Source organism: Halopelagius longus, from assembly GCF_900100875.1.
In the GTDB taxonomy this organism is placed as follows: Archaea; Halobacteriota; Halobacteria; order Halobacteriales; family Haloferacaceae; genus Halopelagius; species Halopelagius longus.
In genome coordinates this window covers 89,191-104,120 of sequence record NZ_FNKQ01000006.1, presented here as the reverse complement: position 1 = coordinate 104,120, position 14,930 = coordinate 89,191, and the positions used below count along the sequence as shown (strand labels likewise).

Sequence of the window (14,930 nt, the reverse complement as noted above, 5' to 3'; positions counted from 1 at the left end):
CTTATTCGCTGTTATCTCTCACTCGTTCCTTTGGGCGACTCCCTGGGGAGTGCACGATTCTTGGCGACATCTCGGTGATATTCATGACCGACGACTCGCATTCACAGAGAACGTATATCCCCTATTCCATATTCTCATCATCGAGATTTCACTAATAACTGGGTTTGATAGTCACACAGTTCTCTCAGGGCTCATGCTTCTTGTCGCTCCCGTCGGAGTGATGTTCACGATTGTCGTTGCTCGTTATACTGATACCAGTACAACTGCTCAACAAGCCGCAACGATCGTTATTCTACCGGGACTATTTGTTGGATTCATCCCCCGTCCATTCACATTAGCGTATCCGTTCCTCTTGGTCGGCTTCTGGCTTTCACAGTCACGCTCAACGGGGATGAAAATCGCGTCTAGTCTACTTCTCGTAACTTTGGTTCTCTTTCATCCGTTCATTGCCCTGCTCACGGTCAGTATTGTACTCGTCGCGATGGCCCTGAAACGTTCACTACAGTGGAGGAGCTTCGGTCAGCTGTCGATAGGCCGTCCAAGCGTCTCAATATATATCTTGATTGCCGTCGGGCTTGAGCTCTCGTACGTACTGTTCGTTGCATCTGGCTTCTCTAACAACCTGATATTTGGCTTTAGTGAGATGTTCTTTGGACCGTCTGTTACTGGTCCGGGTGGGCCTGCAGGTGTTGGGTTGATTGCGGAAGCATTCAGCGACCCGAAGAAGTTCCAAGAGTTGCTCTTGCGCTCATCCTTTTTACTTTCACTTGCTCTTGCATCTACCATCGCATTAGTCGTTCAGTACCGGAGACGACACTTTGCTTCTGAATCCGTTGTCGCAGTCCTTTCTGGGCTATGCGTTTTCGGCCTCTTCTTGATCCTTTCATTCCTTCCTACAGGCGTCGGTGTGACTCGGCTGTTCATCCTCGCGCCACTATTCTTTCTTCCTCTTATCCCGTACGCTTTCAGCACACAGACACCAACTCGGAAGTTCGCTTCGATCGGACTTGCAGTTCTTATTGTCACGAGCGGTCTCTTGACAGGATTCCTCTGGCCAGGAATTGGTGGTGTTGAGTATAGTGCTACGGAACCACAGGTGGTGGGTGTCGAATGGGCCACCGAACACGTTGCAACTGAAATTGTCGGAACGTCAATGACACACTGGATCGTTGTCGGAAAGTACGGTCGAGAGACGAGTACGGAACTTTCCGCGAGAGACGTAAACGGAATGCTAGCGACGAGACTTCAGAACGGATCATACTCGTGGGAGGTTACTGACCGACCACCATCGGCCCTCTATGTAATTGACGGTGCCGAGCGGGCTCGAGCGAGACAGTCAGCGTCTGAGTCAGATGATAGACCGATTCAGTGTTTACACGCATTTCAATTGAATCAAATGAAGGTGTACAGTAACGGAGATACGAACGCTTTCGTCCTTTCACAGCGGCCAGCCTGCGGGGCTACTAGTTGAGTACCAGCCATGTTATCTCAATTATAGGGAATAAATCAGGAGTACCCATCCCATCAATGATTTGACCCAAAAGAGGTTCCCCCCTATCGTAAAAGCGCTGACTCCCAAGCAGAGACTCACCAGAGGATTGTCGATAGACTAGATTACTCGATCTCTTCTTCGTCCTTAACTTCGAACCAGCCTTCTCCATATTGCCCACGCAGGGTTCGTCGCACCGTACATCCTGAAGCGATACCTCGACAAAAAGGCAGACGTCGCGAAGAGTTATCGCCTTCTTTTCGAGGAGGACGCTTTGCAGTTCTCTTGAGTACTCAGCGTCCTCTCTGCTGGAGCACCGGTGCTTCGGGGGACCGCACTCCCCCGTCCAAATCCACTTTGGCTTATTGTCTTAAGGAAATGTGGGATGTCCCAGACTACGAACAACCGGGACAAGCCGTCACTATCGCGATATCAGCAGAGGACTACAGCAGGCGGAACTGATATATCATATATCGCTATACAGAATATCCATACCACCAAGTTCACAGTTTCTGAGGATGACCATTTTTCGGTTCTTTTCATTTGCAAGTGGACCGATTCACTCAGTTCAATAGCGTGCAGAGTGGATTGCCGAACCAAACTCGTAGGGAGGAGAGGTCAGTACGAACTTCCCCGCTCAGAGAGCGTTTCCACTCACGGAAAGCAACCGAATGGATCCACCGACTAATCAGCCGAAATCAGCGTAGCGGACGCTAACTCGTCACACCACCGGCGGTTAGTACAGACCGTAGTCTCTGTCACCGTCAACTTACGCTTCCAAGAGGAAATCAGTGAACCGCAAAATCGTGCGGCAGGACAACGAATACGAAGGAGAAGAGCCTGACGCGGTTGTCGTTCGAGGACGTTCTTCGCCAGGAAGCCGTTCTTGGTACTCTTGTGCTCGTTCTCGATCCTCCTCAAGGGTTACTACTTTAGGGATGACCATCTACTAGACTGTATGAATAAGCGGGAGGAGAATCGAATACTTCTCACTTCGGATTATTTACCCCCGAGCGACGGCGGCGTTGAACAGGTGGTACAGAAATTAGCGCTTCATCTCGTTGACGAAGGATTTACAGTCGGGATTTTTACGTTAGATGACGGCTCCCGGGACTTCGAGTTGGAGGATGTTCCTGACATCTCATTCTATACCGCTTCGGCTCTCGATCTCACCGATACTATCGGGTTACAAAGTATGTTCTCGGTTTCTGCTTTGCGTGAGTTCAGGAACGTCCTTCGAGAGTTCCAGCCCGACATCGTACACGCCCACAACCGGTTCTTCTACACCTCAGTACTCGCTGCGCTCTACTCAATTCGCGCGGATTACAAACTGGTGACTACGCTTCATCTCGGAGATATTGGGATGATATCCGGTCTTGGAGGTGTCGCAGCGAAGACGTTTGAGCAGACAGTAAGTCAATTCGTAATCTCTCGGAGCGAACAGGTGATCTGTGTCAGTGCTGCCGCCGAGCCGATCGCGCAATCACTCGGCGCGAAGCGAACGGCGGTGGTTCGGAATGCAGTAGATATCAATGAATTTTCACCGAGCCAAACAAACGGGAAATCCCTCTTGTATATCGGTCGATTCGTTCATAACAATGGGATCCAGGATCTACTGACTGCACTCCCATTGATCCTGGACTCTCATCCGGATGCGGAGATCCATCTTGTTGGGAGTGGTCCCTTGGGAGATAAAGTCCGGAAATCGATTCAATCGTCCGGGCTCTCCGAGTCTGTGACTATCTACGATTACGTCGATGACATCTCTGAGATGTACGATCTTGCGAGCGTGCTTTGTCGGCCGTCTTACTCTGAAGGACTACCACTTACAATGCTAGAGGCTATGGCGTCTGGTGTCCCTCCCGTCGTTACGGCAATTGCTGGCGTTCCTGAGGTGGTCACCGATCACGAAACAGGTATCCTCCTGGAACCGGGCAATCCAGACGAAGTAGCGCAGGCAATCATCGAGTTGTTTGATGACGCGGAGTTACGAACGAGACTCTCAAAGAACGCTCGTGACTATATCACAGAAAACCTCACCTGGGAGCAGCGGACGGACAAAGTGATACGTATCTACAGTCAGGTAGTCACTACTGACTAGAAAATACGAAGCGGATGTGTGGATGCGGATCAGTCGCTAAGAACGTCATATTCCCGCACTACAGGCAAATTGTCGTGTTTTTTGCGTCTACAGTCTGCGGCCATCACTGGTCTAATGTGGAAAAGCTCTGAATGTATCGATATCACAAACTTGCGTGATGACTGAGAATAGTTTCTTGCTTCGGATCTGAATTTAGTCACGGTCAGCACACCGCCGTTTACCCACGCAGAGTACACGAGGACGACATGGTGCTGTGTTGTCTGCTGGCGTTCTGGACCGGTGACGACCGGATAGCGTAGAACCCAGGACAGGCGTACTTACAGATAGCCGAGTTCTTGGAGTCGTGACCGCGCGCCGGCGTCAATCTGGGCGCTCACCTCGGGAACCGCTTCAGGGTCCGTTTTGGCGGACTGACATGCCGCCCGAAGTTCGTCGGGGGCATCCTTAACGGAGTGAGGGCTGTGCTCGCCTCCGTTGTTCGGTGGGAAAAACCACCACCCCGAATCGGTCGACTGATCAGCGTTAGTGTAGACTGTCCCGGCCGGGCTGTGTGCGACGACTGTATGGCCGCGGTCAGTCAACGAATCGGAAACGACCGGCTGAGCGGGCTCGTACGCGGTGAGTGGGCCGGGGTCGCTCCCACTCGTGTTCTGGAAGTCGCCACGTGGAAGCGACACGGCATCGGCGATGAGTTCGTGCAACCAACACAGCGAGACGGGCTCGGTGACAGCCCCCGATGCGCCACCCGGCGGCTTCACGATGAGCGGGACGTGCAGTAGGTCGTGGTGGAGGTAGTCGCGGTCGGAGTAGCACAATCGTTGATTGGCCCCAGCGTGGTGGCCGTAGTAGCCTCGGTCGTGCATCGATTCGCCGTGGTCGGCGGTCACGATTACGAGCGCATCGTCCCATCGGCCTTGCTCTTTGAGCCGAGTTACGAGGCGGTCAAGTTGGGTGTCGACGTACCTCACCATGCTGTCGTAGGCGCGTTCATATCCCGGGGCGGGGGTGTGCTCAACGCGCTTGGCGTCGTCCCAGAACTGCCGCATGTTGCCCGCGTCAACGAGGCCACCCGCGCGCACCCGCTCGGGGTGTAGCGGCGTGTGAAGGTCGTTGAGATGCGTCCAGGCGAAGACAGGGGTATCGGCGTGCTCCACTTCGGAGAGAAGGTCATCGATGACGGCTGCGCCGTCAACCGTTGGCCAGTCCGCCAACTGTCGGAGCCGATAAACGACATAGGCAACGCGCGTGGGGTTGAGCGGAAGAGGGGAGTCGTTGAGGCGTTGGAGGAGTGCCCGCGCGGTATCGAGAACGTCATTTCCACCGGCCGTCGCATCGCCTGCATCGGTGAAGCGGTCGCCCTGCTCGTTGATACGGTGATTTCGGAAGGTATCGAACCCGTAGTCGAAGTTACGAGCGGGCGAGAGCTGCGGATTCGATAGGATGGCCAGCGTCTCGTAGCCGACTTCACCCAACCACTTCGCGAGTGTCTCGGTATCGTGCGGAAGCGCCGTATACGACTCTTCGTCAATGTACCCACAGTCGGCGCTCAGCCGCGACGAAATAATTCCCGGGACTGACTCGCTTGTCCGCGGGCCGGGGGCCATTGCGCGGGTGAATGTGACGCCCTCAGCGGCAAGCGCGTCGAGAGTTGGGGTTGTATCGTATCGATAACCGGCGAACCCACACCGATCGTATCGAAGGGAATCGACGGTGACGAGGAATACATCTGTCATTTAACAATCAAAACACCGACAGCGAATGTAATATATCTATTCCTACAGGGGAGTCGAGTCAATGAGATTACCAGACATCGGGCGGGGTATCCTCGTACAATAGACCGGCCAGGACGAGTAACAGACTCTCGTATGTTTTCAAGACGGATCACTTCACTCAACAATCAAAAGGAATAGCTTCGACGATCCCCATAGATGTCAGATCAGCGTTAACAATCCGGCTCTCACGACGGATCGTTCGCCCGCCTGTGTCCACTCTTCGAGACAGGAGAGACAGTGCTGGCGAGGACAGACACGATTTAACGGAGGAGTCATCGACTGCGAGGACGACAGGAGCGGTTACTGCCGTCCCAGATATTCTATGAGGTAGTAAGCGCCCTTCTCAGGTATCCCTCCGACGCCGCATCCCCGCCCATCCGGCGAGGGTGACGAGGGTACCGACGGTGATGCCGAACCCGAACCCGGGTACGGACCCGGACGTCTCCTCGCCCGAGGTGGACTCGGTTACGGTCTCGGTCGCGGCCGACGCGGGGGACTCCTCCGCGGACGTCGCCGTCGCAGACTGGGTCACCGTCGAATCCGCCGTTTCGGGTGACGCCTCCGTCGCCGTGGACGAGGGAGTGTCCGTCGCGTTCGCCGCTTGGACGCTCACGTTGCCGACGGAGGCGTTACCGACTGCGACGGTGTGCGTCCCGGGCGAGTCGAACTGGAGCGAGAAGTTCACCTCGCGCTGTTCTCCGGCCGCCACCTCGACGGTCCGGTTCGCTTCGGTCGCGTTCTCGTCGACGTACACCTGCGTGTCGAGTTTCCCGTCGGCGTCGCCGGTGTTCTCGACGACGGCCGAGACGGTCACCGGGCGACCCTCGACCGGCGACGACGTGTTGAGAGTCACGTTCGTGACGGCAAGCGAGGGTTCGCCGGTGGAGACCGAACCGCTGTCTCCGCCGCCCCCGGCGTCTCCGCCGTCGTCGTCGTCATCGTCGTCTCCGCCGCTGTTGACGTCGCCGCCGCCTCCGCCACCGCTGTTCACGTTGTCGTTACCTCCGTTTCCACCACTGTTCGCCTCGTCGGCGACAGCGTCGCCGTCACCGCCATCCTCCGAAGTCTCCGTAGAGGTCGGGGTGGAAGAGGGCGTATCGGTCGGGGTGGACGTGGCCGTAGACGTCCCGTTCGGCGTAGACGTCGTGTTCGGTGTAGACGTCACGTTCGGCGTGGCGGTCGTGTTCGGCGTAGCAGTACCGTTCGGGGTGGACGTGACCGTAGACGTCCCGTTCGGGGTGGACGTCGGCGTCGAATCGTCGACGGTCACCTCCACGCCGTTGTACGCCTGCGGCGAGAACGTCTCGCCGCTTCCGTCGGCGAACTTCGTGTCCTCCTCGACGAACGAGATTTCGGTGGAAGCGCCCGCGTCGCCGGTCACCGTGAACGTAATCGTCGCCAGTGCCGGGCCGTCAGTTTCGGACGAGCGGATCTGATTGAACGAGACCCAGCCCGCCTCGTTGTTCACGTTCGCGACCGGTTTCGCGAAGTCCTCGCTCTTCGAGACCGACTGCACCTGTACGACGCTCGGGTCGAAGGTGACGTTCGCCTGATAGCCGCGCACGCCCGTCGCGTCCGCCCGGACGGTCATCGTTACCGTCTGTTCGCCGGAGTCATCGGTGACGGTGGCGCTGTCTCCGAGCGTAATCGCCGTCGTCGACGCGGATCCCGCCGAGGTGACCGCCACAGGTAGGGCACCCACCAGAACGACGAGGGCGCAGGCGACCACGAGCGCGTTCGCGCGTTTCATTTGCCACCCTCCGTCGCGTCCCGAATAGAGACGACGTCGCCGATATCGACGTCTCCGTCGCCGTCGACGTCCGCCGCGCTTTCGTCGATACCCACGTCCTCGCCGGCTACCGACCGCTGGACGAGTTCAACGTCGTCGTCGTCGACGTCGCCGTCGCCGTCGACATCGCCGCCGGCGGCGTCGCCGCCGGACGTTCCGAAGCGCTCCTCGAAGGAGAGGTCGAAACCGTACTCGCTGTCGCCGTCCTTCTCGAACTCGTCCCGAGAGGGCGAGTAGGTGCGCACCTGGATGCGGTCGGGGTCACCGCCTCCCGGTCGGAACTCGACGCGTTGGAGGAGACCGTACCCGCCGTTCGTCCGGTCCTGGTAGTTAGCCAGTATCTCGTAGACCTTCCCTCCGGAATCGTTCGTCGAGACCCGGTGTGATTCGCCGTCGTTTCCGCTGTGCCAGTGGCCGCCGACGACCATGAACACCTGCGGGTTCGGCGCGACGAGTTCCTCCCAGACGGTCTGACCGGCGTTACCGTACCCGTTCTTCTCCTGAACGCTCTTCGCCCGTTCGCCGCCAACTTTGAGGTACGAGTGCGTGGTGAGTATCGTCGGTCGGTCCGGGTTGTTGTCGAGTACCTGCTGCGCCCATCCGAGGGGCGTCGACGGGTCGTCCGTGCTCCCCGGCGGTTCCCACTCCAGTCCGAGGTGGAGGAAGTCGTGCCCGCCCGCGGAGAACAACTGGTAGGTGTTGAGGTTCTCCCGGTTCTGGTTGTCGGTAGTCGGTCCGGCGCCGCCGAACCAGCTTCGACCCTGGTACCGCGAGGGGCCGAAGTACTCTTTGTACTTGGCGCTTGAGGAAGTCCGGTCCGCCATAACGGCCCAGTCGTGATTCCCCGGAACCACGGAGTACGGAACCGTCCCGTCGAGGGCCGAGAACGCCTTGTCCATGTGCTTCCACTCCGCATCGACGTCGCCGTGGTCGACCACGTCGCCGGCGTGAGTCACGAAGGCGATGTTCTCGGAGTCGCGGTTGTCGGCTATCCACTGCGTTTGGTCGCCCGCGTACGGGGACTGGCGCTTGGCGTAAATCTGCGTGTCCGGTAGTACGACGATGGTCCAGTGGTCCGAACTCTGAGCGGAACCGAGCGCCGAACCGAACGCCGTCAACCCGGCACCGGCCCCGAGCGCTCCGAGAACCGTTCGTCTCGTCGGGGCCAACCGGGCGGTATCGGAATCACTGCTCATCCGTTCACACCCTCACGCGACCGTACGGCCGAGCGGTTAGCGAGGGACTCCCCGAGAGACCGTCCGTCGCTCGCTCGGACGACCGTCTGCAGTCTGGAGAGAGCTCCCGAGACAGTTCTATTTTCTTACTGGTAAGACGAGATTCTATCTTATGCATCGCAAGTAGTTCTGATGAGGCGGTATTCCCGGAGCACCGATAGTTATATATCTGTTAAATTACAGATGAGGGTGGGAAAACCGGAGTGGGCGTCGCAGTTCGGAACGAAGTGAAAACGACGACGCGACGGCGTCGCGGAACCCGACGAAGAGTCGGACGGCCGCCGTCTCACGGTCGTATCCCAGAGACCGGTTTCCGGGTTAGTGTATCGTTTGTACCGCTTCGCGCGTTTCGAGCGACTGCACCGTATCCGCCATGGCGGCGTGAAGACCGCGTTCGTCCCAGTTACGCACCCGGGGGATGTTCGCTCGGTAGATGGGCACGTCCTCGAACAGTTCGCGGAACACCGCTCGCTCGCCTTCGATGACCTGTTCTAACGTCTCGACCATGTTGCCGCCCTCGACGAGGGAGTCGTAGGCGTGGAAGTACTCCCGGAGTCGGCCGTCCCACTCGAAGTTGGAGATGGCGGTGGCGTCCGCCATCGCCTCGTCGGTCGAGATCCGTTCGACGGCTACCGTGTCGGTGTCCGGTGCCGCCTGCAGGAACATCACGTTGTCCACGGTCGACTCCTCGACGAACTCCGCGCCGGGGTACACCGACGCCACGTCGTTGAACGTCCGGTCGTCGTCGGCCAGGAGCATCTCGTTTAGGTAGGCGATGCCCATCTCGGGCAGGGACCCGCTCTTGTCGAACTGCTTGTCGAGGAACTCGTACACCTCCTGACGGACTCTGTCCTCGAGGCCGTCGTGCTCCTGTTGGCGTTCGAGTTCCGGGAACGAATCGAAGTTGTACGGCCCGAGGTTCACTCCGAGGGGGTAGCCGTACGCGGACCCGTCCGCGCCGACCCAGAGGCGGTCGTCCGACAGGAACCCCGCTCCCTGCCGGATGAGAGAGAGGAGCGTGTTCGTCTTGCCGGCCCCGCGCCACGCCGGAAACAGCGTCGTCTGTCCCTCTATCTGAACGCCGGATGCGTGGATGAGCGCCTGCTCCCGTTCGACTCTCTGCTGCCGAATCTTCAGCTCCATCGGGTAGATGAGGTAGAACGGTTCGAAGCCGGTGGTCACGTCCACTTGGTTCCACCCGGGTCGCGCCGCCATGTAGTCGGAGCCGTTGCAGACGACGAACTTCTCGCCCGTCCACCCGTAGTAGTCGTTCGGGAGGCCCAGAACCGTCTCCGGGTCCACGTCGTCCGTCGTCTCCCGAATCACCATGTCCGGTTCCCGGTCGGGCGAAGAGACTTTGAAGTGGTCGAACATCCGCCGGTACTGGGTGGCCGTGCGGCCGTCGCGTCCGACCACCTCCACCAGCAGGTCACCGAAGAAGTCGTAGTAGTGTCGTGTCATTCGTTCGTTCTCCTTCCGTCGGTATCGAAGACCGCAGACTGCCTCTGAGAACGGTACATTGTGGGTTCCGATAGGCCAGAGCCACCTATTGTTATATTACCCAAAATAGGTCACATATCGAGAGATGAATGTGGGTTGAGAGATGTATTCTCGGGACCCGTACATTACTCAATCGACTCTCGGCGACGTTTTCACCCCGTTTGCCCGGCAGATCGTTCATGTGTCGTGTCAAGTCACTCAGACCCTAATATATCTATCAGAATAGTGTCTGAATTGGGGTGTCGCATCGAGGAGGGGACGGAACCCACCAAAATCGCAATTAACGCGGGAGTAAACGTATCGGGGAGGAAGAGATAGTCTCGAAACTGGATTTTTGAGCGGGCGCGGCGCTCACTCGTCCTCGGCGAGAGTCGAGAGGCCGTCGCCCAACGAGACGGTCGGTTCGTAGCCGAGTTTTCGCCTCGCCCGTGCGATGTCGGCGCAACTTCGCCGGATGTCTCCGTCGCGGGGGTCGGTGTGGACGACGGACGAGTCGGACCCGACGGTGGCTTTGACCTCCTCGGCGAGTTCGGTTATCGTGACGGAGGTGCCGGTGCCGACGTTGTACGCCTCGCCGACGTCGTCCGTCGTCGCGGCCAGCAGGTTCGCCTGCACGATGTCGTCGACGTGGACGAAGTCGCGCGTCTGTTCGCCGTCGCCGTGGACGGTCAGCGCCTCGCCCGCGCGCGCCTGTTCGAAGAACACGTCGATGACGCCCGAGTAGTCGCCCGCCGACTGCCCGGGCCCGTAGGCGTTGAAGTACCGGAGTGCGACCGTATCGAGTCCGTACAGGTCGTGATACCGGCGCGTGTAGTAGTCCACCGCGAGCTTGTCGATGCCGTACGGGGACGCGGGGTCGGTCGGTTCTGACTCGTCTATCGGCGTACTCGTCGGCGCGCCGTATATCGCCGCACTCGACGCGACGACCGTTCGAGCGTCGTGTTCGCGCGCCGCCTCCAACACGTTCAGCGTCCCGTCCACGTTCACGTCGTGACACGGACGCGGCGTCTCGACGGACTGGGCGACGTCGACGATGGCCGCCTCGTGGAACACCACGTCGCGCCCCGCGACGGCGTCCTCGACGGCGTCGGCGTCCCTGACGTCGGCTTCGAACGTCTCGACCGACGACGGAACCGCCCCCTCCGTACCGGTCGAGAAGTCGTCGAGGACGGCGACGTCGGCCCGGTCCGCCAGCGTCTCGGCGATGTGGCCGCCGATGAACCCCGCGCCGCCGGTGACGAGAACGGACGCGCCCTCCAGTTTCGATTCGAGCATCGTATCGGACGGACAAATCAGCGACACTTGCGTCTTCGGGCCGTCCGCCGGGACTGCGAGGCACCCCCAACTCGCGGACGTACGGCGTTCGGTGACCCGTCTCGCGCGCGGGACGACGCCGGCGCGGGACGACGTGGACGGCGACCGCGTTCGCTTTTAAGGCGGCGTTTACCGGGCGACCGGGCGGCCGTCGGCCTCCGCCCCTCCGTCGGCCCCTCTCGCGGGACTCGTCGGTGTCAGTTCGACTGTCCTATCCTGCAGTTCAAGTAGGAGGAGTGCAAATCCCCTTTTATGCCCGTTGTCGAAGTGTCGCTCCCCGACGAACTGCTCAGCGAATTCGAACACCTCGTCGACGAGGAGTTCGTGACAGAGGAACAAGCGGTAGAGGAACTGATAAGCATGGGTATCGACGCCTACAACGTCGACGTCGTCGACGACTCGCCCCCCGGTGACGACTTCATGGAGGGAGCCGAGAACAACCTGTTCGACACCGCAGACGACCCCGGAAACATCGAAGACGACCGCCTCTGAGTCGCCGCGGCGACGGCGACTCCTCGGCGGAGACCGACGGTTCGGGAGGTCCCCGTTCGCCGTCGGCCGGTTCGGGATGAGCGACCGACGCGACGGACGCGGCGGAGAGGGCGACGTCCGGGACGCGGACACCCGCCTCGAAGCGACTTACACATCGTTCAGAACATAACCAGTAGGAGACTCTTCGCCGCCGTTTTCGGCTGATTCGATTATACGAGATATAACAATCGCCCTTGCGCGGGGTACGTCACACTCACTACCTCCATGCGCGACAGAGTGCGAGTCACCGTCCGGCGGTTCGAGGGGTCGAAACACCGGTCGGTGAGTCCGCGTTCCGGGCCGGGCTTCTCCGACCGTTCGGCGAACCGCGCGTCGAGGAAGCGTTCGGAGACGAGTCGGGAGCCAACGCCGTGAGTCGGAGCATCGTCAAGGGCTTTCTCTCGATATTCAGCGGGAAGATGCTCACCTCCGTCATCTCCATCGTCGCCCTCCCCTTCGTCGTCCGCGTTCTCGGCCCCGACGGGTACGGGGACTACGCCTTCCTGCTGTCGGTGTTCTCCGTGATGATGATATTCTTCAGTTCGGGCGTCACCGAGGGGGTCCAGAAGTTCGCCGCCGAAGAGCGAGATTTCGAGGAGTGGCGGTCGAACGTCGTCGGGTTCTACCTGAAGCTCGCGACCGGACTGGCCGCCCTCGGCGTCGTCTGCGTCGTCGGCGTCACGCGACTCGGCATCGTCGAACGGCAACTCGGCGCGCGCTTCGACCTGTACTTCTACCTCCTCGCCGCGTTGGTCGTCGCCGCGCAGTACCGCGCGTTCGCGCGACGGACGCTCATGGGGTTCGGCTTGGAGGAGTACTCCGAACCGCTCCGCGTCGTGGGCAAGATACTGCTCTTCGGCACCGGACTCGGACTGGGGTACTTCTTCGGGTTCGGCGTCGAGGGGTTCCTCCTCGGCAACATCCTCGGCGACGCCGTCGTCGCCGTCATCGGACTGTGGATAATCCTCAACCGGGTGTCGATCCGGGAAGTCGTCTCGCGAACCGCCGAGTCGGTGTCGCGGAACGAACTCCTGACGTTCAACGTCCTGAACATCGCGCTCGTCCTGTTGGTGATGTCGCTGTACCACACGGACATCATCATGATGCGGATGTTCCTGGGGAGCGAGGAGACGGGGTACTACCGCGCCGCCCTCTCCATCGCCGAGTACATCTGGTTCGTCCCCATCGCGTTGCAGGCCCTGTTGCTCCACTCCGCATCGACGCTCTGGTCGAACGAAGAGTACGCCCGAATCAGCTCTCTGACGACCCGTATCATCCGGTACACGGCGCTTTTGGCCGTCGTGATGTCCATCGGCGTCGCCGTCCTCGCGGACCGGTTCGTACCCTACTACTACGGTGCCGACTTCGTGCCGATGATTCGACCGCTCCTGTTCCTGCTTCCGGGCGTCGTCGGGTTCGCCCTCGCGCGGCCGATTTACGCCGTCAGTCAGGGGAACGGCGACCTGAAGCCCATCATCGTCGCAACCTCCGGGTCGGCGGCACTGAACCTCGTGTTGAACTACCTGCTCATCCCCCGGTTCGGGATGATAGGCGCGGCGACGGCGACGAGCATCGGGTACGGGTCGATGCTCCTCATGCACGTCGGGTGCGCCCGACACCTCGGCTACTACCCCCTGAAGGACTTCCGCGCGCCGCGCATCCTCGCGGCGGGCGCTATCGCCGCGCCCGTCATCTACGCCGCCGACTGGGTGCTCGCGAGCGATATGGCGGCGCTCGCCGTCGTCCCCGTCGTCGGATTCGTCGTCTACGCCGTCGCGTCACTCGCCGTCGGCGCGGTCAGCGTCGAGGAGGTGCTGAACGTCCTCTCGTACTTCCCGTCGCCCATCGACAACTGGTCTCAGAGCGTCCAACAGTGGCGCCAGGAGTAACAGGTAAGTTAAATGACTAGTAAAGCCGTTATCACGAGAAAAACCATGTATCTGTCGCCGTAAGTGGCAGTCACTTCCGAGGAATGTTCGGCGCGCGTCGATCCGAACTCCTCGAAAATTGACATAATGTTCGTATCTACCGAACCGACTGTTCGTCTCCGTTGGCTCGACGGCCGGGACCCGGGGGTTCCGTCGTGGTTCGCCGACGACGAGTGGGTCCCGGCGGGTCGAAAAGAACTGTACGCGTACGGGCGGACGGGCGCGTACGCCTTTCTGGAGAATCTCGACCTGAGCGAGGGGACGGCTCTCGTCCCGGCGTACGTCCCGGAGAGCGCGGTCTGGCCGTTTCGGAAGGCGGAGTTGGACGTGGAGTACTACCCGATTTCGGAGTCGTTGTCGTACCCGTTCGACGAGGTGGCCGACAGAATCCGGGAGGTCCGACCGGACGTCGTCCTGTTCGCCCACTACCTCGGCTTCGCCGACCCGAACTTCCGGCGACTCGTGGACGTCTCCCGCGAAGTAGGTGCCGCCGTCATCGAGGACTGCTCGCGGGCCGCGTTCAGTCGGGACGCCGACGGACGGCTGTTGGGGTCCACCGGCGACGCGGCGCTCTACAGCCTCCACAAGACGCTTCCGGCGCCGAACGGGGGGCTCCTCGTGACGCGCGACGCCGCGCCCGTGCCGCCGACAGATCAGGTGTCGGAGATGTCCGACCTGCTGACGCTGGCGGCGACGACGGCCATCGACAGCGTCGACGCCCGGCCGTTCGTCAGGTCGCTCAACGGAAACGGCGCGTACCACACCTTCGAGTACTACTACGGCAAGATATGCGACCCGCCGGCGGAGGCGTGGCCGCCGAAGCTCCCGGGGTGGATATCGAACGTCGGCTTCACCCACACCTCGCCGCCGGACGTGCAACGGACGAGGCGCGACCTGTACGAACGGCTCAGGACACGTCTGGAGGAGATAGAGGAACTGACCGTCCTGACGCCCGAAGCGCACGAGGGGGCCTGCCCCTTCGGCGTCGCGGTACGACTCCCGGGCGGACACGAGCGTCGAGAGAAGCTGTATCAGTCGCTTCGGAAGCGCGGGTTACCCGTCACTCGGTACATTTGGCCGCTCGAAGAAGGAAGACGCGTTCTGGAGGCGTACTCGGCGACGAACGTCCTCCGCACCTCGACGCTCGTCTTCCCCGTTCACCACCAGATGCCCGACGGAACCGTTGACTGCCTCGTCTCGGCTACCGAGTCCGAACTCTCCTCCGTCGGTCGGTCGAACGTCGGTCCGAGCGCGGTCGAACGCCCGTAAGC

Annotated in this window: 10 protein-coding genes; 5 read left to right on the top strand and 5 right to left on the bottom strand. The window is 60.4% G+C overall.

Annotated elements, in window-relative coordinates; genetic code table 11:
- Positions 1-220 precede the first annotated feature (220 nt).
- Positions 221-1,471, top strand: coding sequence for a hypothetical protein (locus tag BLS11_RS19145; protein ID WP_139172826.1), 1,251 nt, complete (start codon positions 221-223; stop codon positions 1,469-1,471).
- Between the two features lie 976 nt (positions 1,472-2,447).
- Positions 2,448-3,590: a glycosyltransferase family 4 protein gene (locus tag BLS11_RS18035; protein ID WP_092539197.1), complete on the top strand. Its 1,143-nt coding sequence runs from the start codon at positions 2,448-2,450 to the stop codon at positions 3,588-3,590.
- A gap of 317 nt (positions 3,591-3,907) precedes the next feature.
- Here BLS11_RS18035 and BLS11_RS18030 read toward each other — a convergent pair whose 3' ends face one another.
- The 5 genes from BLS11_RS18030 to BLS11_RS18010 all read right to left on the bottom strand — a co-directional run bounded on the left by BLS11_RS18030 (position 3,908) and on the right by BLS11_RS18010 (position 11,161).
- Positions 3,908-5,323 (bottom strand): sulfatase, encoded by a 1,416-nt coding sequence (locus BLS11_RS18030; protein WP_092539196.1) that lies wholly within the window; start codon positions 5,321-5,323, stop codon positions 3,908-3,910.
- Between the two features lie 382 nt (positions 5,324-5,705).
- On the bottom strand, positions 5,706-7,112 hold the full coding sequence (locus BLS11_RS18025; protein WP_092539195.1) for a cohesin domain-containing protein: 1,407 nt from the start codon (positions 7,110-7,112) through the stop codon (positions 5,706-5,708).
- Positions 7,109-8,347 (bottom strand): metallophosphoesterase, encoded by a 1,239-nt coding sequence (locus BLS11_RS18020; protein WP_092539194.1) that lies wholly within the window; start codon positions 8,345-8,347, stop codon positions 7,109-7,111. Before BLS11_RS18020 ends, BLS11_RS18025 begins: the two co-directional genes overlap by 4 nt.
- 357 nt (positions 8,348-8,704) lie before the next feature.
- The gene (locus BLS11_RS18015) at positions 8,705-9,847 is read right to left on the bottom strand and encodes a hypothetical protein (protein WP_092539193.1); all 1,143 of its coding nucleotides are present in this window, start codon (positions 9,845-9,847) and stop codon (positions 8,705-8,707) included.
- 390 nt (positions 9,848-10,237) lie between these two features.
- On the bottom strand, positions 10,238-11,161 hold the full coding sequence (locus BLS11_RS18010) for an NAD-dependent epimerase/dehydratase family protein (protein WP_092539192.1): 924 nt from the start codon (positions 11,159-11,161) through the stop codon (positions 10,238-10,240).
- Positions 11,162-11,452: 291 nt separating this feature from the next.
- Between BLS11_RS18010 and BLS11_RS18005 the strand changes: the two genes are divergently transcribed.
- The 3 genes from BLS11_RS18005 to BLS11_RS17995 all read left to right on the top strand — a co-directional run bounded on the left by BLS11_RS18005 (position 11,453) and on the right by BLS11_RS17995 (position 14,928).
- Positions 11,453-11,692, top strand: coding sequence for a DUF7120 family protein (locus tag BLS11_RS18005; RefSeq protein WP_092539191.1), 240 nt, complete (start codon positions 11,453-11,455; stop codon positions 11,690-11,692).
- 410 nt (positions 11,693-12,102) lie between these two features.
- Complete coding sequence (locus BLS11_RS18000; RefSeq protein ID WP_092539269.1) at positions 12,103-13,620, top strand: flippase; 1,518 nt, start codon at positions 12,103-12,105, stop codon at positions 13,618-13,620.
- Between the two features lie 126 nt (positions 13,621-13,746).
- Positions 13,747-14,928 carry a DegT/DnrJ/EryC1/StrS family aminotransferase gene (locus BLS11_RS17995; RefSeq protein WP_092539190.1) on the top strand — a complete coding sequence of 394 codons (1,182 nt, stop codon included), beginning with the start codon at positions 13,747-13,749 and terminating at the stop codon, positions 14,926-14,928.
- The last annotated feature ends 2 nt before the right edge of the window (positions 14,929-14,930 follow it).

What these genes read in the sequence shown, in the direction of transcription:
- BLS11_RS18015 (WP_092539193.1), bottom strand. Translation starts at nt 9,847, where the DNA reads ATGACACGACACTACTACGACTTCTTCGGTGACCTGCTGGTGGAGGTG.
- BLS11_RS18035 (WP_092539197.1), top strand. Translation starts at nt 2,448, where the DNA reads ATGAATAAGCGGGAGGAGAATCGAATACTTCTCACTTCGGATTATTTA.
- BLS11_RS17995 (WP_092539190.1), top strand. Translation starts at nt 13,747, where the DNA reads ATGTTCGTATCTACCGAACCGACTGTTCGTCTCCGTTGGCTCGACGGC.
- BLS11_RS18030 (WP_092539196.1), bottom strand. Translation starts at nt 5,323, where the DNA reads ATGACAGATGTATTCCTCGTCACCGTCGATTCCCTTCGATACGATCGG.
- BLS11_RS18005 (WP_092539191.1), top strand. Translation starts at nt 11,453, where the DNA reads ATGCCCGTTGTCGAAGTGTCGCTCCCCGACGAACTGCTCAGCGAATTC.
- BLS11_RS18020 (WP_092539194.1), bottom strand. Translation starts at nt 8,347, where the DNA reads ATGAGCAGTGATTCCGATACCGCCCGGTTGGCCCCGACGAGACGAACG.
- BLS11_RS19145 (WP_139172826.1), top strand. Translation starts at nt 221, where the DNA reads ATGTTCACGATTGTCGTTGCTCGTTATACTGATACCAGTACAACTGCT.
- BLS11_RS18010 (WP_092539192.1), bottom strand. Translation starts at nt 11,161, where the DNA reads ATGCTCGAATCGAAACTGGAGGGCGCGTCCGTTCTCGTCACCGGCGGC.
- BLS11_RS18025 (WP_092539195.1), bottom strand. Translation starts at nt 7,112, where the DNA reads ATGAAACGCGCGAACGCGCTCGTGGTCGCCTGCGCCCTCGTCGTTCTG.